This window comes from Streptomyces sp. NPDC001843, from assembly GCF_042891955.1.
In the GTDB taxonomy this organism is placed as follows: Bacteria; Actinomycetota; Actinomycetes; order Streptomycetales; family Streptomycetaceae; genus Streptomyces.
This window is the reverse complement of the sequence record NZ_JBIATQ010000002.1, coordinates 619,698-637,809: the sequence shown is the minus strand read 5'-3', so window position 1 is coordinate 637,809 and position 18,112 is coordinate 619,698. Positions and strand designations below refer to the sequence as shown.

Below are 18,112 nucleotides of genomic sequence, written 5' to 3'. Positions count from 1 at the left end.
CGCGCGCGCCGCGGGCTGCCCCCGCCGGGAACAGGACTTCCCGTGAAATCCGTCGGATCCGTACCCGCTCCCGTCACGGCCGGGCAGAACCGGCCCGCGCCGACTCCCGCCGCCTCGTCCGCCCGCTCCGCTTCGCGCCGTGACCGTGGCGGGGTCCACGGGCTGCTGATGGCCGCTCCCGCGGTCGCCGGGCTGATCGCCTTCGTCGGTGTCCCGTTCGTGTACGCAGTCGTCCTCTCGTTCTACAACGTGCGTCTCAACTCACCGTTGCAGCCCACGTTCTTCGGGCTCGAGCAGTACCGGCGCCTGTTCACCGACCCGGACCTGTCGGGTCCGTTCCTACGGTCGTTGCTGAACAACCTGACGTTCGCCGTGGTCGTCGTGCCGTTGCAGACCGGTCTCGCCCTGGCCCTCGCGATCCTGCTGAACCGAAAGCTGAAGGCCATCGGCTTGTTCCGATCGCTGTTCTTCCTGCCGGTGGTGTTCCCGATGGCGCTGGTCGCCGTCGTCTGGCGGCTGATCCTCGCGCGCAGTGACCAGGGCATGCTCAACTCCCTTCTGCACGCGGCGAGTCTGGGCAACTGGGGCGCTTTCGACTGGCTCGGTGACGCGGCCACGGCGATGGCCTCGGTGATCGTGCTGTCGGTATGGCAGGGCGTGGGCTTCCAGATGGTCATCCTGCTCGCCGGCCTGCAGCAGATCCCGGGTGAGCTGTACGAGGCCGCCCGACTGGACCGCGCCTCACGCTGGCAGCAGTTCCGTCACGTCACACTGCCGGGAATCCGCGGCACCCTGACCTTCGTCGCCCTGCTCACCTCCGTCCTCTCCTTCCGGGTCTTCGACCAGGTCTACGTCCTCATCCGGGGTGGCGGACTCGACGAGGACGCGACACGGACCGTGATGTACCAGGCGGTCACCACCGCCTTCGACCAGAACAACGTCGGTCAGGCCGCCGCCATCACCGTGGTGTTCTTCCTGATCGTCGTCGCCCTGACCCTGATCCAGCGCCGCGTCGTCCGGCCCGACAACGAGGACTGACCATGGCCACGACCCGCACCCCTGTGCGCCGCCTGCTCGACTACACCGTCCTGAGTCTGCTGGCGTTCGTCTTCTCGCTGCCCGTCCTCTACTTGTTCCTGGGCAGCCTGAAGCCATCCGACGAGGTCCTGAACGGCCTGTCCGGCTTCCTGCCGACGCACCTGTCCTTCCACAACTACGCGGCTGTGCTCGACAGCCTGAACTCCGACAGCACCGGGTACTTCTGGCGCTTCCTTGGTGTGTCGCTGCTGGTCGCGTTCGTCGTCGTGACCGGAGGCCTGTTCGTCAACTCCATGGCGGCCTACGGGCTTTCACGGCTGAAGTGGCGGGGCAGAAAGGCCGTCCTCGCCCTGGTCCTGCTGTTGATGCTGGTCCCGTTCGAGTCGGTGGCCGTACCGCTCTTCTACCTGTTCAACGACCAGCGCAACACGCTCTTCATCCAGGCGATCCCCTTCATCGCCAACGCCCTCTCCATCTACCAGTTCCAGACCTTCTTCCGGAAGATCCCGCCGAGCATCGAGGAGGCCGCCCGTCTCGACGGTGCGGGTCCCTGGCGCACCTTCTTCGCCGTCATCGTTCCGATGTCGAGGCCGGCGTTCGCCTCGGTGGCGATCCTCACCTTCCTCACCCAGTGGGGCTCCTTCCTCTGGCCGGTCCTGATGGTGTCCGACCCGTCGGTACGTCCGCTTCCGCTGGAGATGAGCGTCTTCCAGGGCCAACAGCCGCCCGACTGGGGTCAGATCCTCGCCTTCGGCGTCCTCCTGGTGCTGCCGGTCCTTGTCGTCTTCGCGTTCTTCCAGCGCTGGTTCGTCCAGGGCGTCGCCAGTTCCGCGGTCAAGGGCTGACACCGGTCGGCTGGTCGTCCGTCGCGAAGGTCACCTTCGCCGTGTCGACGGTGCCCCCGGTGCGCCCGGGCGCGCTCTGCCACTGCCAGTAGAGATTGGTGTGCGCGATCACCTGGTCCGGGGCCGGTGCGCCGTACTCGGTGAGGTCCTCCGTCGTGTGTGCGTCGCCGACCAACGTGACGTCGTACCCTCGGACGAAGGCGCCGTGGAGGGTCGAGCGGATGCACGCGTCGGTCTGGGCGCCCGTGACGACGAGCCTGCCCACCCCACGCTCGGCGAGCAGTTCCTCCAGCCGGGTGCCCTCGAACGAGTCCCCGTAAGCCTTGTGGACAACAGGCTCCGCGTCATGCCGGACCAGCTCCGACACGTACTGCCAGCTCTCACTGTCCCGCTGGAGACGGGCGTCGGAGTGCTGCACCCAGATCACGGGCACGTCCTCCGCGCGAGCCCTGCCGACCAAGGTGTTGATGTTCGCGATCACGCCGTCGCGGTTGTGCGCGCCTGCCATCACCCCGTTCTGGACGTCGATGACGAGCAGTGCGGTGTTCGGCCGATCGGGCAGGGTCGTCATGGGAACCTCCTGTTTCTCGTCGCGGATCCTGGGGCTCCCCCACAGTAGGCCGGGCCACCGACAAACGGGCCGGGCGCCGCCCTCGGGGAGACGGCGCCCGGCCTTTGGTACGTGCCATCAGGACAGTGCGGCGGACGCACGTTCGATAGCGCTCTCGGGAGTTCCGCTCGAGGACCCCTGCATCCAGAGCGGCACGGCCGGCTTTGCATGCCCCGATGACGTTCTTTGGCAGATTGCGGCACGGAAGTCCGGTTCCGTACACGTTCTCCTTCTCCAATGTCGGCGCGTGACTCGTCGCAGGGTCACACGCTTCGGCCAGCTCAAGGAGAACCACCGTGTTCCGACGCCCGCTCCGTCCTGTCGCGGCGGCTGCCGCCGCGCTCGCCGCCGTCGGCGGTCTGACCGCCGTGACCGCCGCTCCCGCCTCGGCAGCCTCCACGTCCCGCTCCCGGCACATCCTGCTGCTGTCGGTCGACGGCCTGCACCAGTCCGACCTCGCCCGGTACGTCGCCCAGCACCCGCGGTCCGCGCTCGCCCGACTGGCCGGCGGCGGCGTGCAGTACACCCACGCGAGAACCACCGTTCCCTCCGACTCCTTCCCCGGCATGGTCGGCCAGCTGACCGGCGGGGACCCGGGTGTCACGGGCGTGTACTACGACGACACCTACAGCAACGCCCTCCTCCCGGCCGACACCACCGACTGCGCGGGCGTCAAGCCGGGCGCCGAGGTCGACCTCACCGAGGACCTCGACAAGAACCAGAACTCCATCGACGCGGGCCAGGGCCTGTCCGGACTGCCCGACAGCATCCTGAACATGACCGGCGACGCTGCCGACCTCATCGATCCGGCGAAGCTGCCCGTCGACCCCAAGACCTGCCGGCCGCTCTACCCGCACGCGTACCTCAAGGTGAACACGGTCTTCGACGTCGCCCGCAAGGCCGGGCTGCGCACCGCGTGGTCCGACAAGCACGTCGCCTACGAAATCCTCGACGGGCCGTCCGGCAACGGCATCCAGGACATGTTCGCCCCGGAGATCAACAGCCAGGCCATCGGCTACCCGGCCGGCGAGGACTGGACGAAGGACAACGCGGCGACCGAGCAGTACGACGCGTACAAAGTGAAGGCCGTCCTCAACGAGATCGACGGCTACGACCACAGCGGCAGCCACAGGACCGGCGTCCCGGCGGTCTTCGGAATGAACTTCCAGTCCGTCTCCACCGCCCAGAAGCTGCCCTCCTCCGACGGACTGACGGGCGGTTACACCAGCCCCGGCGTGCCCGGGCCGCTGTTGGCGAAGAACCTCGGCTTCGTCGACCAGGAGGTCGGGGCCCTCCTCGACGAGATCCACAAGCGGGGCCTCGACGGCAGCACGACCGTCATCCTGTCCTCCAAGCACGGCCAGTCGCCCACCGACCCCAAGGCGCTGACCCGCATCGACGACGGGCCGCTGCTCGACGGCCTCGACGCCGCCTGGAAGGCCGCCCACCCGGGCGCCGGTGATCTGGTGGCCCACGCCGTGGACGACGACGCCATGCTGCTGTGGCTCAGCGACCGTTCCCAGGCGGCCGCCGACTTCGCCAAGGCCTACCTGCTCGCCCGGTCCGGCACCGGCAACGGCATCGACGGAGCCGCCAAGCCGTTCACGGCGAGCGGCCTGAAGACCGTGTACGCCGGTGCGGCCGCCGCCCGGTACTTCCACGTCCGGCCGGGCGACTCGCGCGTGCCCGACGTGTTCGGCGTCAGCCAGTACGGCGTCGTCTACACCGGCGGCAAGAGCAAGATCGCCGAGCATGGCGGGGCGCACGCCGACGACCTCGACGTGCCCCTCGTCGTCTCCGGTGCCGCCACCCCGCACGGCGTGCGCGTCGACGGCCCGGTGCGGACCACGCAGATCGCACCGACGATCCTGCGGCTGCTCGGCCTGAACCCGCGGGACCTCGACGCGGTGCGCATCGAGCACACCCGGTCGCTGCCGGTGCGCTGACGCACCCGTACGTCCACCCGTGCGGTCCGTGTGCCGGGCGGGTCCTGTCATTATTCGCTGTAGGCGATGGCCTGTATGGCGTAGAGCTCGCTGTACAGGCCGTTCGCCGCCAGGAGTTGCTCGTGGCTGCCCATTTCGGCGATCCGGCCGCCGTCCAGGACCACGATCAGGTCCGCCATCCGTACGGTCGAGAACCTGTGGGAGATCAGCAGCGTGATCCGGCCGTCCGCCCGGCCCAGCCGGGCGTCGGAGGCGATCCGCTCGAACAGGGTGTGCTCGGTGTGGGGATCCAGCGCGGCGGCCGGCTCGTCCAGGACCGTGAGCAGCGGCCGGGTCCGCATCATCGCGCGGGCCAGGGCGAGTCGTTGCCACTGTCCGCCGGACAGTTCCACCCCGCCTTGCCACGCCGAGCCGAGAGGGGTGTCCAGCCCTCCCGGTAACCGCTCGACGAAGTCCGCACCAGCAGCGGCCAGTGCGCTCGGGACCGCCTCGGAGCCCTCGGCGCGGACCAGGTCGCCCACGCCGACGCTCTCCCTGACGGGGAGCTCGAACCGTGCGGAGTCCTGGAACGCCGCGGTGAGTCGCGTACGGTAAGTGTCGATGTCGAGTGCGGTCAGGTCGGTGCCGTCCACCAGGATCCGTCCGGACGTCGGTGTGTACATCCCGCACAGGAGTTTGACCAGCGTGGTCTTGCCGGCGCCGTTCTCACCGACCAGGGCGACGACACTGCCCGAGGGCAGATGCAGGGACAGCTCGCGGAGTGCGGGCCGGAGGTTGCCGGCGTAGGTGAAGGTGACGCCGTCGAGTTCGATGCCCTGGACCAGCCGATCGGGTGTCTCGGCGGGCAGGAGGTCCGAACAGGCGGTCGCCCGGCTCTCCAGCCAGTGATAGTGGCCGGCGGTGGCGTGCACCCGCATCGCGGACGCGGTCAGGTTGGTGAAGGCCATGGCGGCGCTGACGGTGGCGGTGGCCAGGCCCAGGGTCAGGGCCAGGTCGCCCGCAGTGGCCGCCCCGCGGGCGACCTGGCGCAGAACCAGCACCACCGCACCGGCATAGCCTGCGGCGAACGTCAGCCACCCGGCGGTGGAGGCCGCCACCGACCGGAACAGCGCCGCTTCCAGCACGCGCTGCTGCGTGCGTGAGGCGCGCTCGTGCCGCTCCACCAGCTCCTGCTGGAGGCCGTGGATACGCACTTCCATGCCTGCGTCGGGAGCGACCGCGAGGTCGAACAGATGGTGGGCGGTGCGGCGGTCGGCTGCGGTGCGGAGTTCGGCGCCGGCACGCAGTGCCTCGGCGCGCTTGGCCAGCCACGCCGCCGGGAGGGCGAGCACGGGGACCAGCGGCAGGAGGGGATGGAGTCGGCCCAACAGGGTGGCGGTGACCAGCAGTTGCGCTGCGACCAGCGGTCCCATGACTGCCAGCGTCATGCCGTCGGCCAGGTCGTCGCAGTTGTGCTTGAGCAGTTGGAGCCGGTCGCGGAACTCGGGCGACTCGAAGTGTTCCAGGCCGGGCGTGGTGGCGGACAGTGCCAACAGCCGCCGCTGGACGACCATGTGGGAACGCTCGCGCATCCGGATGGTGGCCCAGCGGTATCCGACGGGCGCCAGCGCGGTCAGCAGCAGAGCGAGGCCGGACAGGACACATCCGAGCACGATGCCGCCCGAGTCGCCCGCGACGGCGCCATCGACCAGGGGGCGCAGCCCGAAGGCCAGGACCAGGGGTCCGATGAATGCGGTGGCACTGACGATGATGAACAGCAGGCACACCATGGGGCCGACATCGCGGCCGATGCCGGCCAGCAGGCCCCAGGTACGCAGCCATGTCTTCATGCCTGGACGTCCTTCTCCTCGTGGCCGGCACCTGATGCGTACGGGACCGGTTGGCGGGCGGGCTCGTGTCGTGGGCCGTCGGCGAATCGAGAGGCCTGGAGCCGGAACATCTCGGCGTATCGGCCGTTGGAGGCCATCAGCTCGTCATGGGTGCCCTGTTCCACGATCCGGCCGCGGTCGATCACGGCGATGGAGTGAGCACGGCGGACGGTGGAGAAACGATGAGAGATGACCACGGTGGTCAGCCCCCGGGTGAGGTCCATGAACTCCTCGTGGAGCCGGGCTTCGGAGCGCGCGTCGAGATGTGCGGCGGGCTCGTCCATGATCAGGACGTCGGCCCCGTTGTCGACGGCGAAGAGGGCGCGTGCCAGTGCAAGCCGCTGCCACTGGCCACCGGACAGGTCGACTCCGTCGGAGTACCCGGCAGACAGGGGCGTGTCCCACCCCTGCGGCAACCGCGCGATCTCCTCGGCGATGCCGGCCCGGACCGCAGCGGCCTCGACGGCCGCCGGGGCGGGATCCGCGTCGGGTCGGCCGAAAGAGACATTGGTACGGGCCGACAGGGCGAAGTGCGTCGCGTTCTGGAAGACGGCGGCGATACGACGGCGCCACGCGGCGGTGTCCAGAGCGGCGAGGTCCGCTCCACCGATGGTGATCCGTCCGGCCGTCGGTTCATGCAGTCGGCACAGGAGTTTGACCAAGGTGGTTTTCCCGGCTCCGTTGGCACCGACGATCGCGAGCGACCGCCCGACCGGGATCTCAAGGTCCAGTCCGATCAGGGCCTTGGCGCCCACGCCGGGGTAGGAGAACGACACGTTCTCGAAGCGGATGTCGCCGGGCGGCGGGCTGCCGACGGATACGCCGGACGGCGTGGACGAGACCGCGGTCGGCACGCTCCCGGCCCCCGACACGACGGCGACCGCCTCGTCGAAGCGCCGCAGGGTGGCCATGGCCAGCTCCGTCTGCAGCCCTGTCCACGACGCCTGCTGCATCGCGCCGAGCCCGACCATCAGGGCCTGCGCCCACACAACCGCGTGTGCCGGGGGCACGGCGCCGCCACGTGCCTCGACGGCGATCCACACCAGCCCACCGATCACCACCATCGCCAGCGCCACGTTCGCGACCACGGGGCGCAGCGGCAGTGGGGTGATGACCCGGATCATCGACCGTCGCCAGGTGACGGTGAAGCGTTCGGTCAGGAAGCCGGCGAGGCCGAAGATCCTGATCTCCTTGGCGGCTGCGGGATCGGCTCCCAGTTCGTAGTAGTACTCCAGCCGCCGGGACGTCTCGCTGTCGCCGTAGTGATGGGCGGCCTCCGCACGGGAGGCCACCTTCTCCTCCCGCGCCGCCCACAGCGCCACGACCAGCAGCGCCGAACCCAGCACCAGGTGGAACCCGGCGACGATCACGCATGCCCCGAGCAGCGTGGCTCGTGCGGTCACCAGTCCGCCGACGGTCGAGGCCAGCCGGCCCGGCCTTCCCCAGGAGCCACGGAAGGTCTCTCGGCCCACGGAGATCAGGTCCCCACAGCGGGGGTCCTCGAGATGCCCGATACCGTCCGGCGCCATGACCGCCCGCATGAGGTCCCGCTGGAGCACCGCGTCGACGCGCTCCCCGAGGGCAGTCGTCGCGGCGTTCCGCAGCGCCGCCACCATCCACTGCAGCGTCAGGAGGCCGCTGGTTGCCGCCGACCACCACAGCGCCGCCAGCCCGGCCTGCGAGTCGAGCCCGTGAGTGGCCACCCCGGGAGCCTCGCCCACCACGGCGCCGACTGCTACGACCGTCATCAGCGGCCCCAGCGCCGACACCACCAGCGAAGCTGCCGCAGTCAGCACCAGTCCGGGACCGGCCCGCCACGCCACCCGCACGAACCGCCGATGACCGCCGGCGGCCACGGCATGGTCGGGGCAACCCGACGGCGCGGTCGAAGACACGGAATCGACTGCCACGAGTGGACCCCCAGTCGGTTGACGACATGTGGACCGAGCCGGGACATCTTCCTGTCGCCCCGGCTCGGCCGCAAGGAAAAGCTCGGCATACTCGTCGGCGACGGTTCAGCCCGCGTCACTCGGAAACCGGGCGGCCCGTTGCCGTCATAGGTCAGCGTCGTGACGACCGCGGCGGCCTCTCAGGAACGGCTCGGGGCCGATCCGGGCTCGGGCTCGGGCTCGGGCTCGGGCTCGGGGAGAGATGATGCCGCGCGCCGGGGAAGCAGCAGCGGGGTCGCCAGCAGCAGGACGCCGGCCAAGCCGATGGCCGTGCGGGGGCCGAGCAGGCCGCCCAGCGCTCCCCAGACGGCCGTGAGCAGCGCGGTCGTGGCCTTGGTGGTCACCGTCCAGGCGGACAGGGTGCGGGCGACCCGGTCGGTGGCGGTGCGCTCGAGGCGGTAGGTGGTGTAGACGGGGTTGAAGACCCCGCAGCTGAAGATGAGCCCGAGTTCGACGCCCATCACCAGCAGCAGTCCGCCGGTGCCCGGGCCGAGGAAGGCCAGGCCGACGGGCCAGATCGCCCGTAGCGTCCCGGTCACGACCAGGACCCGCTGCTGTCCGAACCGGGTGACGAGTGGTCGGGCCAGCCGCGAACCGAGCAGCCCGCCGATCGAGGGCGCGGCGAAAGCGAGACCGTACTGCCATGGCGCGAACCCGAGTCGGCCGAGCATCAGGACGGCCATCAGCGGCTGGGCGGCCATCACCAGGGCGTTGAACAAAGCGGTGTTGAAGAAGAGAGGACGCAGCGTGGCGTCGGCGAGGATGTACCGCCAGCCTGCGAGCAGGTCCCCGGCCCGCAGGCGCGGGGTGTCGCGGTGCTCGGGCCGCGGCTCGTGCCCGCCCGTCGCGCGGATGCCGAGAGCCGAGAGCAGATAGCTGACCGCGTCGGCCACCACTGTCGCCACCGGGCCGAGGAGCCCGATCGCCACGCCGCCGAGCGGCGGTCCGACGATCGTGGTGATCCAGGTCGTGGACTCGAACCGGGCATTGGCGACGAGCAGGTCCTCGGCGGGCAGCAGTGTCTTCAGGTACGCGCCGGAGGCGGCACGGAAGGTGATGTCGGCCGCGGCGACGACGACCGAGACCAGCAGGAGCTGCAGGAAGGTGAGCACGCCGAGCGCGAACGCGGTGGGGATCGTCAGCAGCGCCGCGAAGCGCACCAGGTCCGTCGCGATCAGTACGGGCCGCTTGCGGCGGAACTCCACCCATGGGCCGAGCGGCACCGCCACGGCCGCGCCCACCGCGGTCCCCACGGCGGAGAGCGCGGCGACCTCGGCCGGTCCGGCGTGCAGCACCCGGACGGCGATCAGCGGGAAGGCGCCGAAGGCGAGCCACGTACCGAGCGCGCTGGTCCCGTACGCTGCCCAGAGCCACCCGAACGGCCGCCCCAGCCGATGCCCGCTCCTCATGCCCGACGCCCCCGCCTCTCGTCCCTCGCCGCACAACCGATGCGCGATCCGAGCCAATCAAAGCGAGCCCACTGCCGGGGTATCAAACAACCACAGGGCCGCCAGCCACAACCAGCGGTTGTGACCATAGGCTGTGGACATGGACCTCGACGCCGTCCGGACCTTCGTCGCCGCCGCCGACGCGGGGCAGTTCCAGGAGGCCGCCGCCGAACTGGCGGTCACCCAGCAGGCCGTTTCCAAGCGCATCGCCGCGCTGGAGCGCAACCTCGGTGTGCGGTTGTTCGTCCGCACCGCGCGCGGTGCCGAACTCACTATCGACGGGCAGGCGTTCCTGCCCCACGCGCGCGAGTTGCTGCGCGTCGCCGAGCGCGCGGTCGCCTCCGTGCACACCGGCCGCCGTCCGCTGCGCGTCGACATCATCGCCTCGCGCGGCGCGGCGTCGGGCCTGATGCGCGGCTTCCACCGCGCACACCCCGAGGTCGACCTCGACGTGGTGATGCTCTTCGACATCGAGACGGCCGTCGCCGCCGTCCGGTCGGGGGAGATCGACGCCTCCTTCCGCGCCGTCGCCGCGCCCGGACGGCCCCTCCCCGAGGACATCTCCTCCGTCCGCGTGCTCGACGAGCCGCTCCAGCTCCTCACCGGCCCCGCCCACGCGCTGGCGGGCGCCCGGTCCGTGCCTCTCGCTCAGCTCGTCGGTCACCGGATCTGGATGCCGGGCATCGTCCCCGGTACCGAGTGGGCCGCCTACTACGACGACCTCGTCGCCGAGTTCGGCCTCACCATCGAGGCGACCGGCCCCAACTTCGGCTCCGACGCGCTCCTCGACACGGTCGCCGACACCCCGGCCCTGGCCACCTTCATGGGCGAACACACCCGGCTCGTCTGGCCCGCCGACCACGGCCTGCGCCGTATCCCGGTGACCGACCCGACGCCCGTCTACCCGCACTCGCTCCTCTGGCACCGCGACAACCCTCACCCGGCGCTGGCCACCCTCCGCGCCCACCTCGCCGCCGCAGCGGCCGGCCACGACGCCGTCGGCACCTGGGCACCGGGCTGGGTGATTCCGCGCTGAACGCTGCCGCGTCTTCGATCATCGCGGACAGCTTGGAGTAACCGTTCAGTACTGACGAGCGCCCGGCCCGCGGCCACTGTGAGTGCGGGATCGTCCGGAGTTGCCGGGCGGCCGGATCCGGTTCGTGGTCGAGGGGGGCGGGGGTGTGGTCACTCGGCCTATGGCCGCGTAACGTCTGGGCCGCTGGGCTGACTCCATGGTGTCCACGCCGATCGCGGGAGCAGCCATGAGTTCGATCGCCATCGCCGACTACGCACTGATATCGGACCGCCATTCCGCCGCACTGATCAGCCGTGACGGATCGGTCGACTGGTTGTGTTTTCCTCGCTTCGACAGCGCCTCGGTGTTCGCACGGCTGCTGGACGAGGAAGCAGGCCACTGGTCGATCCGTCCCTCCGTCCCCTACGAGGTCTCGCGCCGCTACCTGGAGCGGACGATGGTGCTGGAGACGACTTTCCGGACCGCCTCGGGGACGGTCGTGCTGACCGACGCCCTGCTGACGGGGCCCGACAACCGTGGTCATCGGCTCGGGGCCCAAGTGCCCCGGCTGCTGGTGCGTCGGCTCTACGGCGCTGAGGGGGAGGTACCGGTGGAGACGGACTACCGTCCTCGTCCGGAATACGGACTGATCGCTCCGATACTGTCCCCGACACAGGGCGGAGTGACCTCCCGGGGAGGCGCGGAGTGGCTGGTGCTGACCACGCCGACGGCCATGAGCTTCACGGACGCCTGCGCCCACGCCGCGTTCACCGTCCGCGCCGGCGAGTCGTCGTACTTCGGGATGCACCGGTCCACGCTGGAGGAGACCCCGGCGCACGTGTGGCCCCAGGAGGAGCTGGCGGTCCGGCTGGATTCGACGATCGCCGCGTGGCGGTCCTGGTCCGACCTGCATCAGGCGTACGACGGGCCCTGGCGCGAGTTGGTGCACCACAGCGGCCGGGTGCTGCAGGCACTGTCCTTCCAGCCCAGCGGCGCCATCGTCGCTGCCGCCACCACCTCGTTGCCCGAGGGGGTGGGCGGCGAGCGGAACTGGGACTACCGCTACACCTGGGTACGCGACGCGAGCCTGACCATGGAAGCCCTGTGGGTCGCCGCCTGCCCCGACGAGGCGCACGACTTCTTCGCCTTCCTCGCGACCGCCGCGCCGTCACTGAGCCAGGACAGGTCCCTGCAGATCATGTTCGGAGTGGGTGGCGAGCACGACCTGTCCGAGCGCACCCTGCCGCATCTGAGAGGCTGGCGGGACAGCCGCCCGGTCCGGGTCGGCAACGGCGCCTGGAGCCAGCAGCAGATCGACGTCTACGGCGAACTGCTGGACGCCGCCCACCGGCTGGCGGACCAGTTGGAGCGGATCGACGACGACACCCGGCGCTTCCTCATCGCCTGCGCCGACACGGCTGCCGAACGCTGGATGGAGAAGGACCAGGGCATCTGGGAGGTGCGGGGCGAACCCCGCCACTTCCTGTACTCGAAGGTGATGTGCTGGACCGCACTCGATCGTGCCCTTGGGCTTGCGGATCGTCTCGCCGCGCCGCGGGAGAAGGTCTTGGCCTGGCGGCGGACCCGCGAGAAGATCCGCGACACCGTACTGGACGAGGGCTGGAGCGACGAAGCGGGCGCGTTCACGCAGTACTTCGGCTCCACGTCTCTCGACGCCTCGAACCTGATGATGCCGATCGTCGGTTTCCTCCCGTCGGACGATCCCCGGGTGCTCGCCACCATCGACGCCATCGCGGAGAAACTGACCGACGACGCGGGCCTGGTCTACCGGTACCGCACCGAGGGTGGTGTCGACGGGCTCGCCGGTGAGGAGGGCACCTTCCTGCTGTGCACCTTCTGGCTGGCCCAGGCCATGGCCCTGGCCGGGCAGGCGGATCGGGCGAGCGGTGTCTTCGAGCGAGCGGCCGCCTACATCAACGACGTCGGTCTGCTCGCCGAGGAGGTCGACCCGGTCACCGGTGAGCTCCTGGGCAACTTCCCCCAGGCGTTCAGCCACATCGGCCTGGTCAACGCCGCCTGGGCGATCAGCCAGGCACGCCAACCCCTGGCGGCATGAGAAGGTCGCGCCGCGGGGGCCCGATCGTGGATCAGGCGCCCCTGGCGAGGTGGTCCGCCCCGTCACCCGTCACGTCCCCCCGCCACCGCGGAGCGGACGTAGTCCTCGACAGCGGCACGCATCCGCGCCCGCGCACGGTGCAGCAGAACCCGCTGGTTGGCGGCGGAGATGTCCAGCGCCGAACACGTCTCGCCCGCCGAGCAGCCGTGCACGTCCCGTAGCTCGATCACCTTCCGCTGTCTGCGCGGCAGGCCCGCCAGCGCACCGCCCATCCGGTGGCGCAGTTCGGCGGACAACACCTCGTCCTCGGGAGTGAGGGGCCACCGCTCGGGGAAGACCCGCCAAGGTCCGGACCGCCCGTGGGGCGAGGCCCTTGGACCGGCCTCGTATTCGTCGAGCAGAGTCGCCGGTACCGCTCTGCGCTCCCGGAGGGCGCAGGACCTCGCCTTGTTCACCAGGATGCCGAGCACCCACGTACGCAGCGTGGAGCGCTCCCTGAACCCGTCCAGCCCGACGAGTACGGCCAGCCATGTGTCCTGTACGACGTCCTCCGCCGACTGCGTAGTCCGCACGTACACACGGGCCAGCCTCAGCATCCCCGGTGACCATGAAGTGATGATCGATACGAAGGCGATCTCGTCGCCTTCCCGGAGTCTGCGGAGGGCCGGCGCATCGGCCCGGTCGGCAACCACGACAGCTCGCCTCCCGCTGATGGAGTCGTTCCGCTGGCCCACATCGACACTTCGACGCTAGACCTGTCGGTCCCGACTGTCATACGGGCACACGAGGACGCCGTGCGCTCGGCGCCGACATCGCCGATCACCGATGGTCACGACGTCGTGCCACGAAGACGAACTCCTTTCCCGGTCGGTCAGGCGCATCGCGAATGCTCTCCACCTCGTAGCCGTGCGTGACCAAGTCCCGCTCGACCTCTTCCCGCTCCCGGAAACGCAGCGTCGAATCCGACGTCAGCACCTGTCCGTCCGCGCCGAACACGAAGGTCCAGCGGAAGGTCACCAGGGGCAGGCTCCTCCGGACCAGCCGGACCCAGCTCTCGACGGAGCCGACGCCCGGGACCTCCGTCACTCGGTGGGAGATCTCGGGTGTCCACTCTTCCCAGGCCCGTCGGGCCGGATCCCGGGTCACGAAGACGAGATGTCCACCGGGCCGCAGTGCCTCGTAGGCTCCCCGCAGCGTCTTCTGCCACGTCAGAGGATCAGCGATGGCCTGGGCGACATTCGCTGTCATCGTCGCGAGGTCGACCCGCAGCGGCGGTAGGTCCGCGGTGTCACCGCGGATCCAACGCACTCGCTCGCTGCCTGGTTTGGCCCTTGCGACGTCGATGGACGCCGGGGCGGGATCGACCCCTACGGCATCGATCCCGCGGTCGGCCAGGAGAAGTGCGAACACCCCTGTGCCGCAGCCGATGTCCAGCACTTGGCGCGCCCCGAACTCCTCCGCCATCCGAAGGTAGGCATCGAGATCGCTGCGGTCAGGGTCGAGCGGATCGTAGATCGCGGCGAGCCGGGAGTGCCCGAAGCATTCGTCAGCCATGCCGGAGAACGTACGAGGGGCCGGCCCCTGGTGGCTACTCGGTTTCGCCGGCGGCAGCGGCCTCCTTGCCGTGCGCCTCAGCCGGCCCGCGCCGGAGTGACTCCGGCCTCCTCCTTGTTCCGGGCCCGTCGCAGCAGCACCACGAGGGCCGTGCACTGCACAGCCATGGCGAGCGCCAGCGCCAGGCAGACGCCGGGCAGGCCCAGCCCGGACAGGGCGTGTGCCAGGGGTAGTTGGACGACTGCGCCGAGCAGGGTGATCCGGAACAGGGCGGCCGCTCCCCCGCTGCCCTCGAAGACGCCGCCGAGCGCGATGAAGCAGGCCATCAGCAACAGGTAGGGGCCGATGCAGCGCAGGAACAGCACGCCCTGGTGGGCGACGTGCGGTCCGGCGCCGAAGGCGGCCATGATCCATGGAGCGGTGGCGGCGAACAGGGCTGTGGCCGCGACTCCCAGCGTCACGGATACCCGTACCACCTGCCGGCCGATGTCCCGCCGCGCGTCATCACCGGCGCCGAGGGTGTACGCGGTGTGGATCGCGGCGGCCTGCCGCACCGCGTAGAAAGCCATGGTGGCGACGTACATCACCTTGTAGGCGATGGCGTAGGCGGCCACCGCCGTCACTCCGAGCCGGGCGACGATCGCCACCAGCACCAGCGCCCCACCCTGCCGCACGGTGAAGTCGGCGGACATGGGCAGCCCGGTGGTCAGGGTGCGGTGCAGGGCGGCCGGCAGCGGGCCTGCGGGGAGGGTCCGGGCGGCCGTCCGCAGCAGCGCGTTGCGGTGCAGGGTTCGCAGGCCCACCGCGAGAGCCGCGCAGCGGCACAGCACGGTGGAGGCGGCGGCACCCCGCACGCCGTGGAGGTGGATGAGGACGGGGTCACACACCAGGATCAGCCCGTTGGCCAGCAGCGCGAGTCGCAGGGGGGTGCGAGTGTCGCCGGCGCCCTTGAGGATGCCGTCGACGAGCTGCTGGGCGAAGAAGACGGCCGTACCGGGCAGGGAGATCGCGAAGTAGGCGATGGCCAGCCGCAGGGGCGCCGGGTCGGCGCTGCCGAGGACCAGCCGGGCCAGGGGACCACACAAGAGGATGCCGCCCACCGCGACGACCGGAGCGAACAGCCCGCACAGAGCCCAGCCACCGTGTACGGCGGCCCGTACGGCGGCCGGGTCGCGGGCGCCCCGGGCGTGCGCCACCAGCACGGTCGTACCGGAGGCGAAGACCAGGGCGACACCGAGCAGCACGTTCTCGGTGTTGGTGGCGACGGCCACCGCTGCGACGGCGGCTCCGCCGAGCCGGGAGACCCAAACGGTGTTGACGATCCCGGAGGCGACCGAGGCGAGGAGCGACAGGTAGACGGGGTGGGCGAGCGATATGAGCTGTCTGCGGTGCGGGTTCAAGCTCGGCCTCCTTGCCAAAGGGTGCCTCTAATCGAGGTAGCTCGAAAAGAGGTAGCATGGGTTCGGGTCGTCCGCAAGGAGGAGAGCGGGTGCTGGAGTTGTCGATCCTCGGCTTCCTCGCCGAGGCACCGCTGCACAAATACGAACTGAAGGAGCGCATCACAGCGCTGAGTGGACATGTCCGCCCTGTCAGCGACGGCGCGCTCTACCCGGCCATCAACCGGCTTTTGGCGGCCGGGTTGCTCGACGAGCACATTGAGGAGGGCGCGAGCGCCGCCCCACGCCGGGTACTGTCCCTGACCGGCAAGGGCCGCGCGGAGCTGCTGGCACGGCTGCGCACACCCAAGGCTGCCGAGATCACCGACCATGTCCGCTTCAACACGGTGCTGGCGTTCCTGCGGCACCTGGACGACCCCTTCGAGCAGGCCGCCGTACTGCGCCGCCGACTGGACTTCCTTCAGACCCCGTCGAGCTTCTTCCACCGGGCGGGCCGGCCGGTGCGTGCGGAGGAGGCCGGGGACCTGTTCCGGGAAGGCATGCTGCGCGTCGCCCGGGCCGCCGGGACGGCAGAGCGGGAGTGGCTGCGCGAGGCCATCGACACGCTCAGCCGAACCGCGCCCTGACATACGCCGCCGGCGCGCGGACCATCAGGCGGCCCTGATTCGTGCCGCCGTCGGTGCGTCGGACGCAAGCTCGGTGAACCGCCTGGCAGCGATGTCCTCACGGGTGCCGACGGCCGGATCCGGCGATGCCGTCGTCGGGTGCGTCCGGCAGGGCGATGCGGGCGGTGATGCGTTTGCCCACCGATTCCCGCACCACGTCGAAAACCTGGGTGACGGCCATCACGATCTCCAGGCCGTGCTGCCCCACCCGACCAGGGTCCGCCGCCCGCGCCACGGGCAGTGCCGGATCGCCGTCCCACACCGTCACCTCGACCAGGTCCCCGACGACAGCCAGCTCCATCAGCACCGGGCCCGGTGCGTACTTGCGGGCGTTGGTGACCAGCTCGCTCACCACCAGCCGGGTCAGATCCGTGGCACGGGCCGACACCGGCAGCCCGTGCTCCGCCTGCACCCGGGCCAGGAACTGGGCCGCCACCTCACGCGCCTCGGCGATGCAGCTGCCGTCGCCCTGCAGAGCTACCGCGGTCCGGACCGGCTCAGCCTCCGGCGTGGCGCGTCCTCACCCACAGGCACTGATTCCACAAAGGCCGCCCTCACCCTTCGCCCCCGGCAGCTACCCGCCGGCTCGTACCCCACACCTGCCCGGCCCGCCCGACCCGCCCCGCACAGACCCTCAGACCCCGTAGTATGCGGGTCAGCCTGCCGGGAGAACCGGTCCGTAAATATCTCCGACAGTGCCGAGGGGAAGCGTGGCGGACTCCGACAAAGCGTATGAGCCCTACCGTCTGTCGGTCGTGTCCACCATCACCGACGGCATTCGCGTGCTGACCGTGGCCGGCGAGATCGACCACGACACCGCCCAGCCTCTGCGCCAGGCCCTGGACCTCTCAAGCCTGGGTTCCCCGCCGCGTGTGGTGATCGACATGCGGCAGGTCACCTTCATGGACTCCGCCGGCATCAACCTGCTCGTCACCGCCCGCCGGGCCATGACCGGGCAGCACGGCTGGCTGCGCCTGGCAGGCGCACCCGAATCCGTCATGCGCACCCTGCGCATCGTGGAACTCGACACGATCATCGACTGCCACCCCACCCTCCGCGACGCACTACAGCCGTGACCGCCCCGCCAGGTCATGGAGCGGGGCGGTCACGGAGCGCCGGGAAGCCGCAGCCCGGTCAGCCTGCGTGCAGGGGGAGGCCGATCGCCGTGCCGTCGGAACCCGTGGCCAGCAGGTCGTAGGTTTCGGTCAGGTGCAGCAGACGTGCCGGCTGGTGCTGGAGGCCGGTGACGAGGAGCCGGCCCCCCTCGGCAAGGAGGCGTCGGCGCAGCTGCAGCAGCAGGTTCAGGCCGCTGGAGTCCATGAAAGGCACTCCGGAGACGTCCACCTGCAACGTCCTCCCGCCGAGCGGGGTCGCGAGAGTGGCCCGTACGAGTTCGGGACAGGAGCCGAGATCTATCTCCCCGGCTACGGTGATCACGGTGCGGTCGGCGTACTGCTGGGTGAGCACGGTGAAGTCGGTCATGGTTCGCCCCTCGATTCCGGGGTCGAGCCCATAACGCCCCGTGGCCTGAGGCATCAAGCGCGCGGCGAGGGCCACGCATGGTCGAGCAAGCCACCCGTACCGCGTCCCGGTCACAGAAGTGACCTCAGGGGCGGCGCGGGGCCTCTCACCAAACCAGGCTGGTCAGCCCTCAGCGTCCCACAGGACAGCCGGTTTGCACCAACACTGGATCGTGCTCC

16 protein-coding genes are annotated in these 18,112 nt (G+C 70.3%); 7 read left to right on the top strand and 9 right to left on the bottom strand.

Annotated elements, in window-relative coordinates; genetic code table 11:
• Positions 1-42: 42 nt before the first annotated feature.
• Together ACFYZQ_RS08235 and ACFYZQ_RS08230 are read left to right on the top strand one after the other, a co-directional pair.
• Complete coding sequence (locus ACFYZQ_RS08235) at positions 43-1,038, top strand: carbohydrate ABC transporter permease (protein WP_389143075.1); 996 nt, start codon at positions 43-45, stop codon at positions 1,036-1,038.
• A 2-nt stretch (positions 1,039-1,040) separates the two neighbouring features.
• Entirely contained in the window at positions 1,041-1,883 is an 843-nt protein-coding gene (locus ACFYZQ_RS08230; protein ID WP_389143072.1) for a carbohydrate ABC transporter permease, read from the top strand.
• Here the strand turns inward: ACFYZQ_RS08230 and ACFYZQ_RS08225 are convergent.
• Positions 1,873-2,454, bottom strand: coding sequence for a cysteine hydrolase family protein (locus ACFYZQ_RS08225; protein WP_389143069.1), 582 nt, complete (start codon positions 2,452-2,454; stop codon positions 1,873-1,875). The genes ACFYZQ_RS08230 and ACFYZQ_RS08225 overlap by 11 nt on opposite strands.
• Before the next feature lie 335 nt (positions 2,455-2,789).
• Between ACFYZQ_RS08225 and ACFYZQ_RS08220 the strand changes: the two genes are divergently transcribed.
• Positions 2,790-4,439 carry an alkaline phosphatase family protein gene (locus ACFYZQ_RS08220; protein ID WP_389143066.1) on the top strand — a complete coding sequence of 550 codons (1,650 nt, stop codon included), beginning with the start codon at positions 2,790-2,792 and terminating at the stop codon, positions 4,437-4,439.
• Between the two features lie 50 nt (positions 4,440-4,489).
• On the opposite strand, the gene ACFYZQ_RS08215 is transcribed toward ACFYZQ_RS08220, so the two are convergent.
• The 3 genes from ACFYZQ_RS08215 to ACFYZQ_RS08205 all read right to left on the bottom strand — a co-directional run bounded on the left by ACFYZQ_RS08215 (position 4,490) and on the right by ACFYZQ_RS08205 (position 9,665).
• On the bottom strand, positions 4,490-6,268 hold the full coding sequence (locus ACFYZQ_RS08215; RefSeq protein ID WP_389143063.1) for an ABC transporter ATP-binding protein: 1,779 nt from the start codon (positions 6,266-6,268) through the stop codon (positions 4,490-4,492).
• Positions 6,265-8,202 carry an ABC transporter ATP-binding protein gene (locus tag ACFYZQ_RS08210; protein ID WP_389143061.1) on the bottom strand — a complete coding sequence of 646 codons (1,938 nt, stop codon included), beginning with the start codon at positions 8,200-8,202 and terminating at the stop codon, positions 6,265-6,267. Before ACFYZQ_RS08210 ends, ACFYZQ_RS08215 begins: the two co-directional genes overlap by 4 nt.
• A gap of 194 nt (positions 8,203-8,396) precedes the next feature.
• Positions 8,397-9,665, bottom strand: a complete 1,269-nt coding sequence (locus tag ACFYZQ_RS08205) for an MFS transporter (RefSeq protein ID WP_389143058.1) — start codon at positions 9,663-9,665, stop codon at positions 8,397-8,399.
• A gap of 139 nt (positions 9,666-9,804) precedes the next feature.
• Here ACFYZQ_RS08205 and ACFYZQ_RS08200 point away from each other — a divergent pair, with 139 nt between their 5' ends.
• A complete protein-coding gene (locus tag ACFYZQ_RS08200; RefSeq protein WP_389143056.1) occupies positions 9,805-10,740 on the top strand; it encodes a LysR family transcriptional regulator in 936 nt (311 codons plus the stop codon).
• 226 nt (positions 10,741-10,966) lie between these two features.
• Positions 10,967-12,796, top strand: coding sequence for a glycoside hydrolase family 15 protein (locus tag ACFYZQ_RS08195; protein ID WP_389143053.1), 1,830 nt, complete (start codon positions 10,967-10,969; stop codon positions 12,794-12,796).
• Positions 12,797-12,858: 62 nt separating this feature from the next.
• Here the strand turns inward: ACFYZQ_RS08195 and ACFYZQ_RS08190 are convergent, their stop codons facing one another.
• From ACFYZQ_RS08190 to ACFYZQ_RS08180, 3 genes are all read right to left on the bottom strand, one after another.
• Positions 12,859-13,488 carry an RNA polymerase sigma factor gene (locus ACFYZQ_RS08190; protein ID WP_389143050.1) on the bottom strand — a complete coding sequence of 210 codons (630 nt, stop codon included), beginning with the start codon at positions 13,486-13,488 and terminating at the stop codon, positions 12,859-12,861.
• Between the two features lie 127 nt (positions 13,489-13,615).
• Positions 13,616-14,350, bottom strand: coding sequence for a class I SAM-dependent methyltransferase (locus ACFYZQ_RS08185; protein ID WP_389143048.1), 735 nt, complete (start codon positions 14,348-14,350; stop codon positions 13,616-13,618).
• A 77-nt stretch (positions 14,351-14,427) separates the two neighbouring features.
• Entirely contained in the window at positions 14,428-15,750 is a 1,323-nt protein-coding gene (locus ACFYZQ_RS08180; RefSeq protein ID WP_389143046.1) for an MATE family efflux transporter, read from the bottom strand.
• Positions 15,751-15,839: 89 nt separating this feature from the next.
• Between ACFYZQ_RS08180 and ACFYZQ_RS08175 the strand changes: the two genes are divergently transcribed.
• Entirely contained in the window at positions 15,840-16,373 is a 534-nt protein-coding gene (locus ACFYZQ_RS08175; RefSeq protein WP_389143043.1) for a PadR family transcriptional regulator, read from the top strand.
• A gap of 97 nt (positions 16,374-16,470) precedes the next feature.
• Here the strand turns inward: ACFYZQ_RS08175 and ACFYZQ_RS08170 are convergent, their stop codons facing one another.
• Complete coding sequence (locus ACFYZQ_RS08170) at positions 16,471-16,887, bottom strand: ATP-binding protein (protein ID WP_389143255.1); 417 nt, start codon at positions 16,885-16,887, stop codon at positions 16,471-16,473.
• A 280-nt stretch (positions 16,888-17,167) separates the two neighbouring features.
• On the opposite strand from ACFYZQ_RS08170, the gene ACFYZQ_RS08165 reads away from it, so the two are divergent.
• Positions 17,168-17,488: an STAS domain-containing protein gene (locus ACFYZQ_RS08165; RefSeq protein WP_389143041.1), complete on the top strand. Its 321-nt coding sequence runs from the start codon at positions 17,168-17,170 to the stop codon at positions 17,486-17,488.
• Positions 17,489-17,546: 58 nt separating this feature from the next.
• Here the strand turns inward: ACFYZQ_RS08165 and ACFYZQ_RS08160 are convergent, their stop codons facing one another.
• Positions 17,547-17,894: an STAS domain-containing protein gene (locus ACFYZQ_RS08160; protein WP_389143039.1), complete on the bottom strand. Its 348-nt coding sequence runs from the start codon at positions 17,892-17,894 to the stop codon at positions 17,547-17,549.
• Positions 17,895-18,112: the final 218 nt, after the last annotated feature.

Excerpts from the sequence above, each read along its gene's own strand:
- ACFYZQ_RS08230 (WP_389143072.1), top strand. The coding sequence starts at position 1,041 with ATGGCCACGACCCGCACCCCTGTGCGCCGCCTGCTCGACTACACCGTC.
- ACFYZQ_RS08225 (WP_389143069.1), bottom strand. The coding sequence starts at position 2,454 with ATGACGACCCTGCCCGATCGGCCGAACACCGCACTGCTCGTCATCGAC.
- ACFYZQ_RS08215 (WP_389143063.1), bottom strand. The coding sequence starts at position 6,268 with ATGAAGACATGGCTGCGTACCTGGGGCCTGCTGGCCGGCATCGGCCGC.
- ACFYZQ_RS08205 (WP_389143058.1), bottom strand. The coding sequence starts at position 9,665 with ATGAGGAGCGGGCATCGGCTGGGGCGGCCGTTCGGGTGGCTCTGGGCA.
- ACFYZQ_RS08200 (WP_389143056.1), top strand. The coding sequence starts at position 9,805 with ATGGACCTCGACGCCGTCCGGACCTTCGTCGCCGCCGCCGACGCGGGG.
- ACFYZQ_RS08195 (WP_389143053.1), top strand. The coding sequence starts at position 10,967 with ATGAGTTCGATCGCCATCGCCGACTACGCACTGATATCGGACCGCCAT.
- ACFYZQ_RS08185 (WP_389143048.1), bottom strand. The coding sequence starts at position 14,350 with ATGGCTGACGAATGCTTCGGGCACTCCCGGCTCGCCGCGATCTACGAT.
- ACFYZQ_RS08160 (WP_389143039.1), bottom strand. The coding sequence starts at position 17,894 with ATGACCGACTTCACCGTGCTCACCCAGCAGTACGCCGACCGCACCGTG.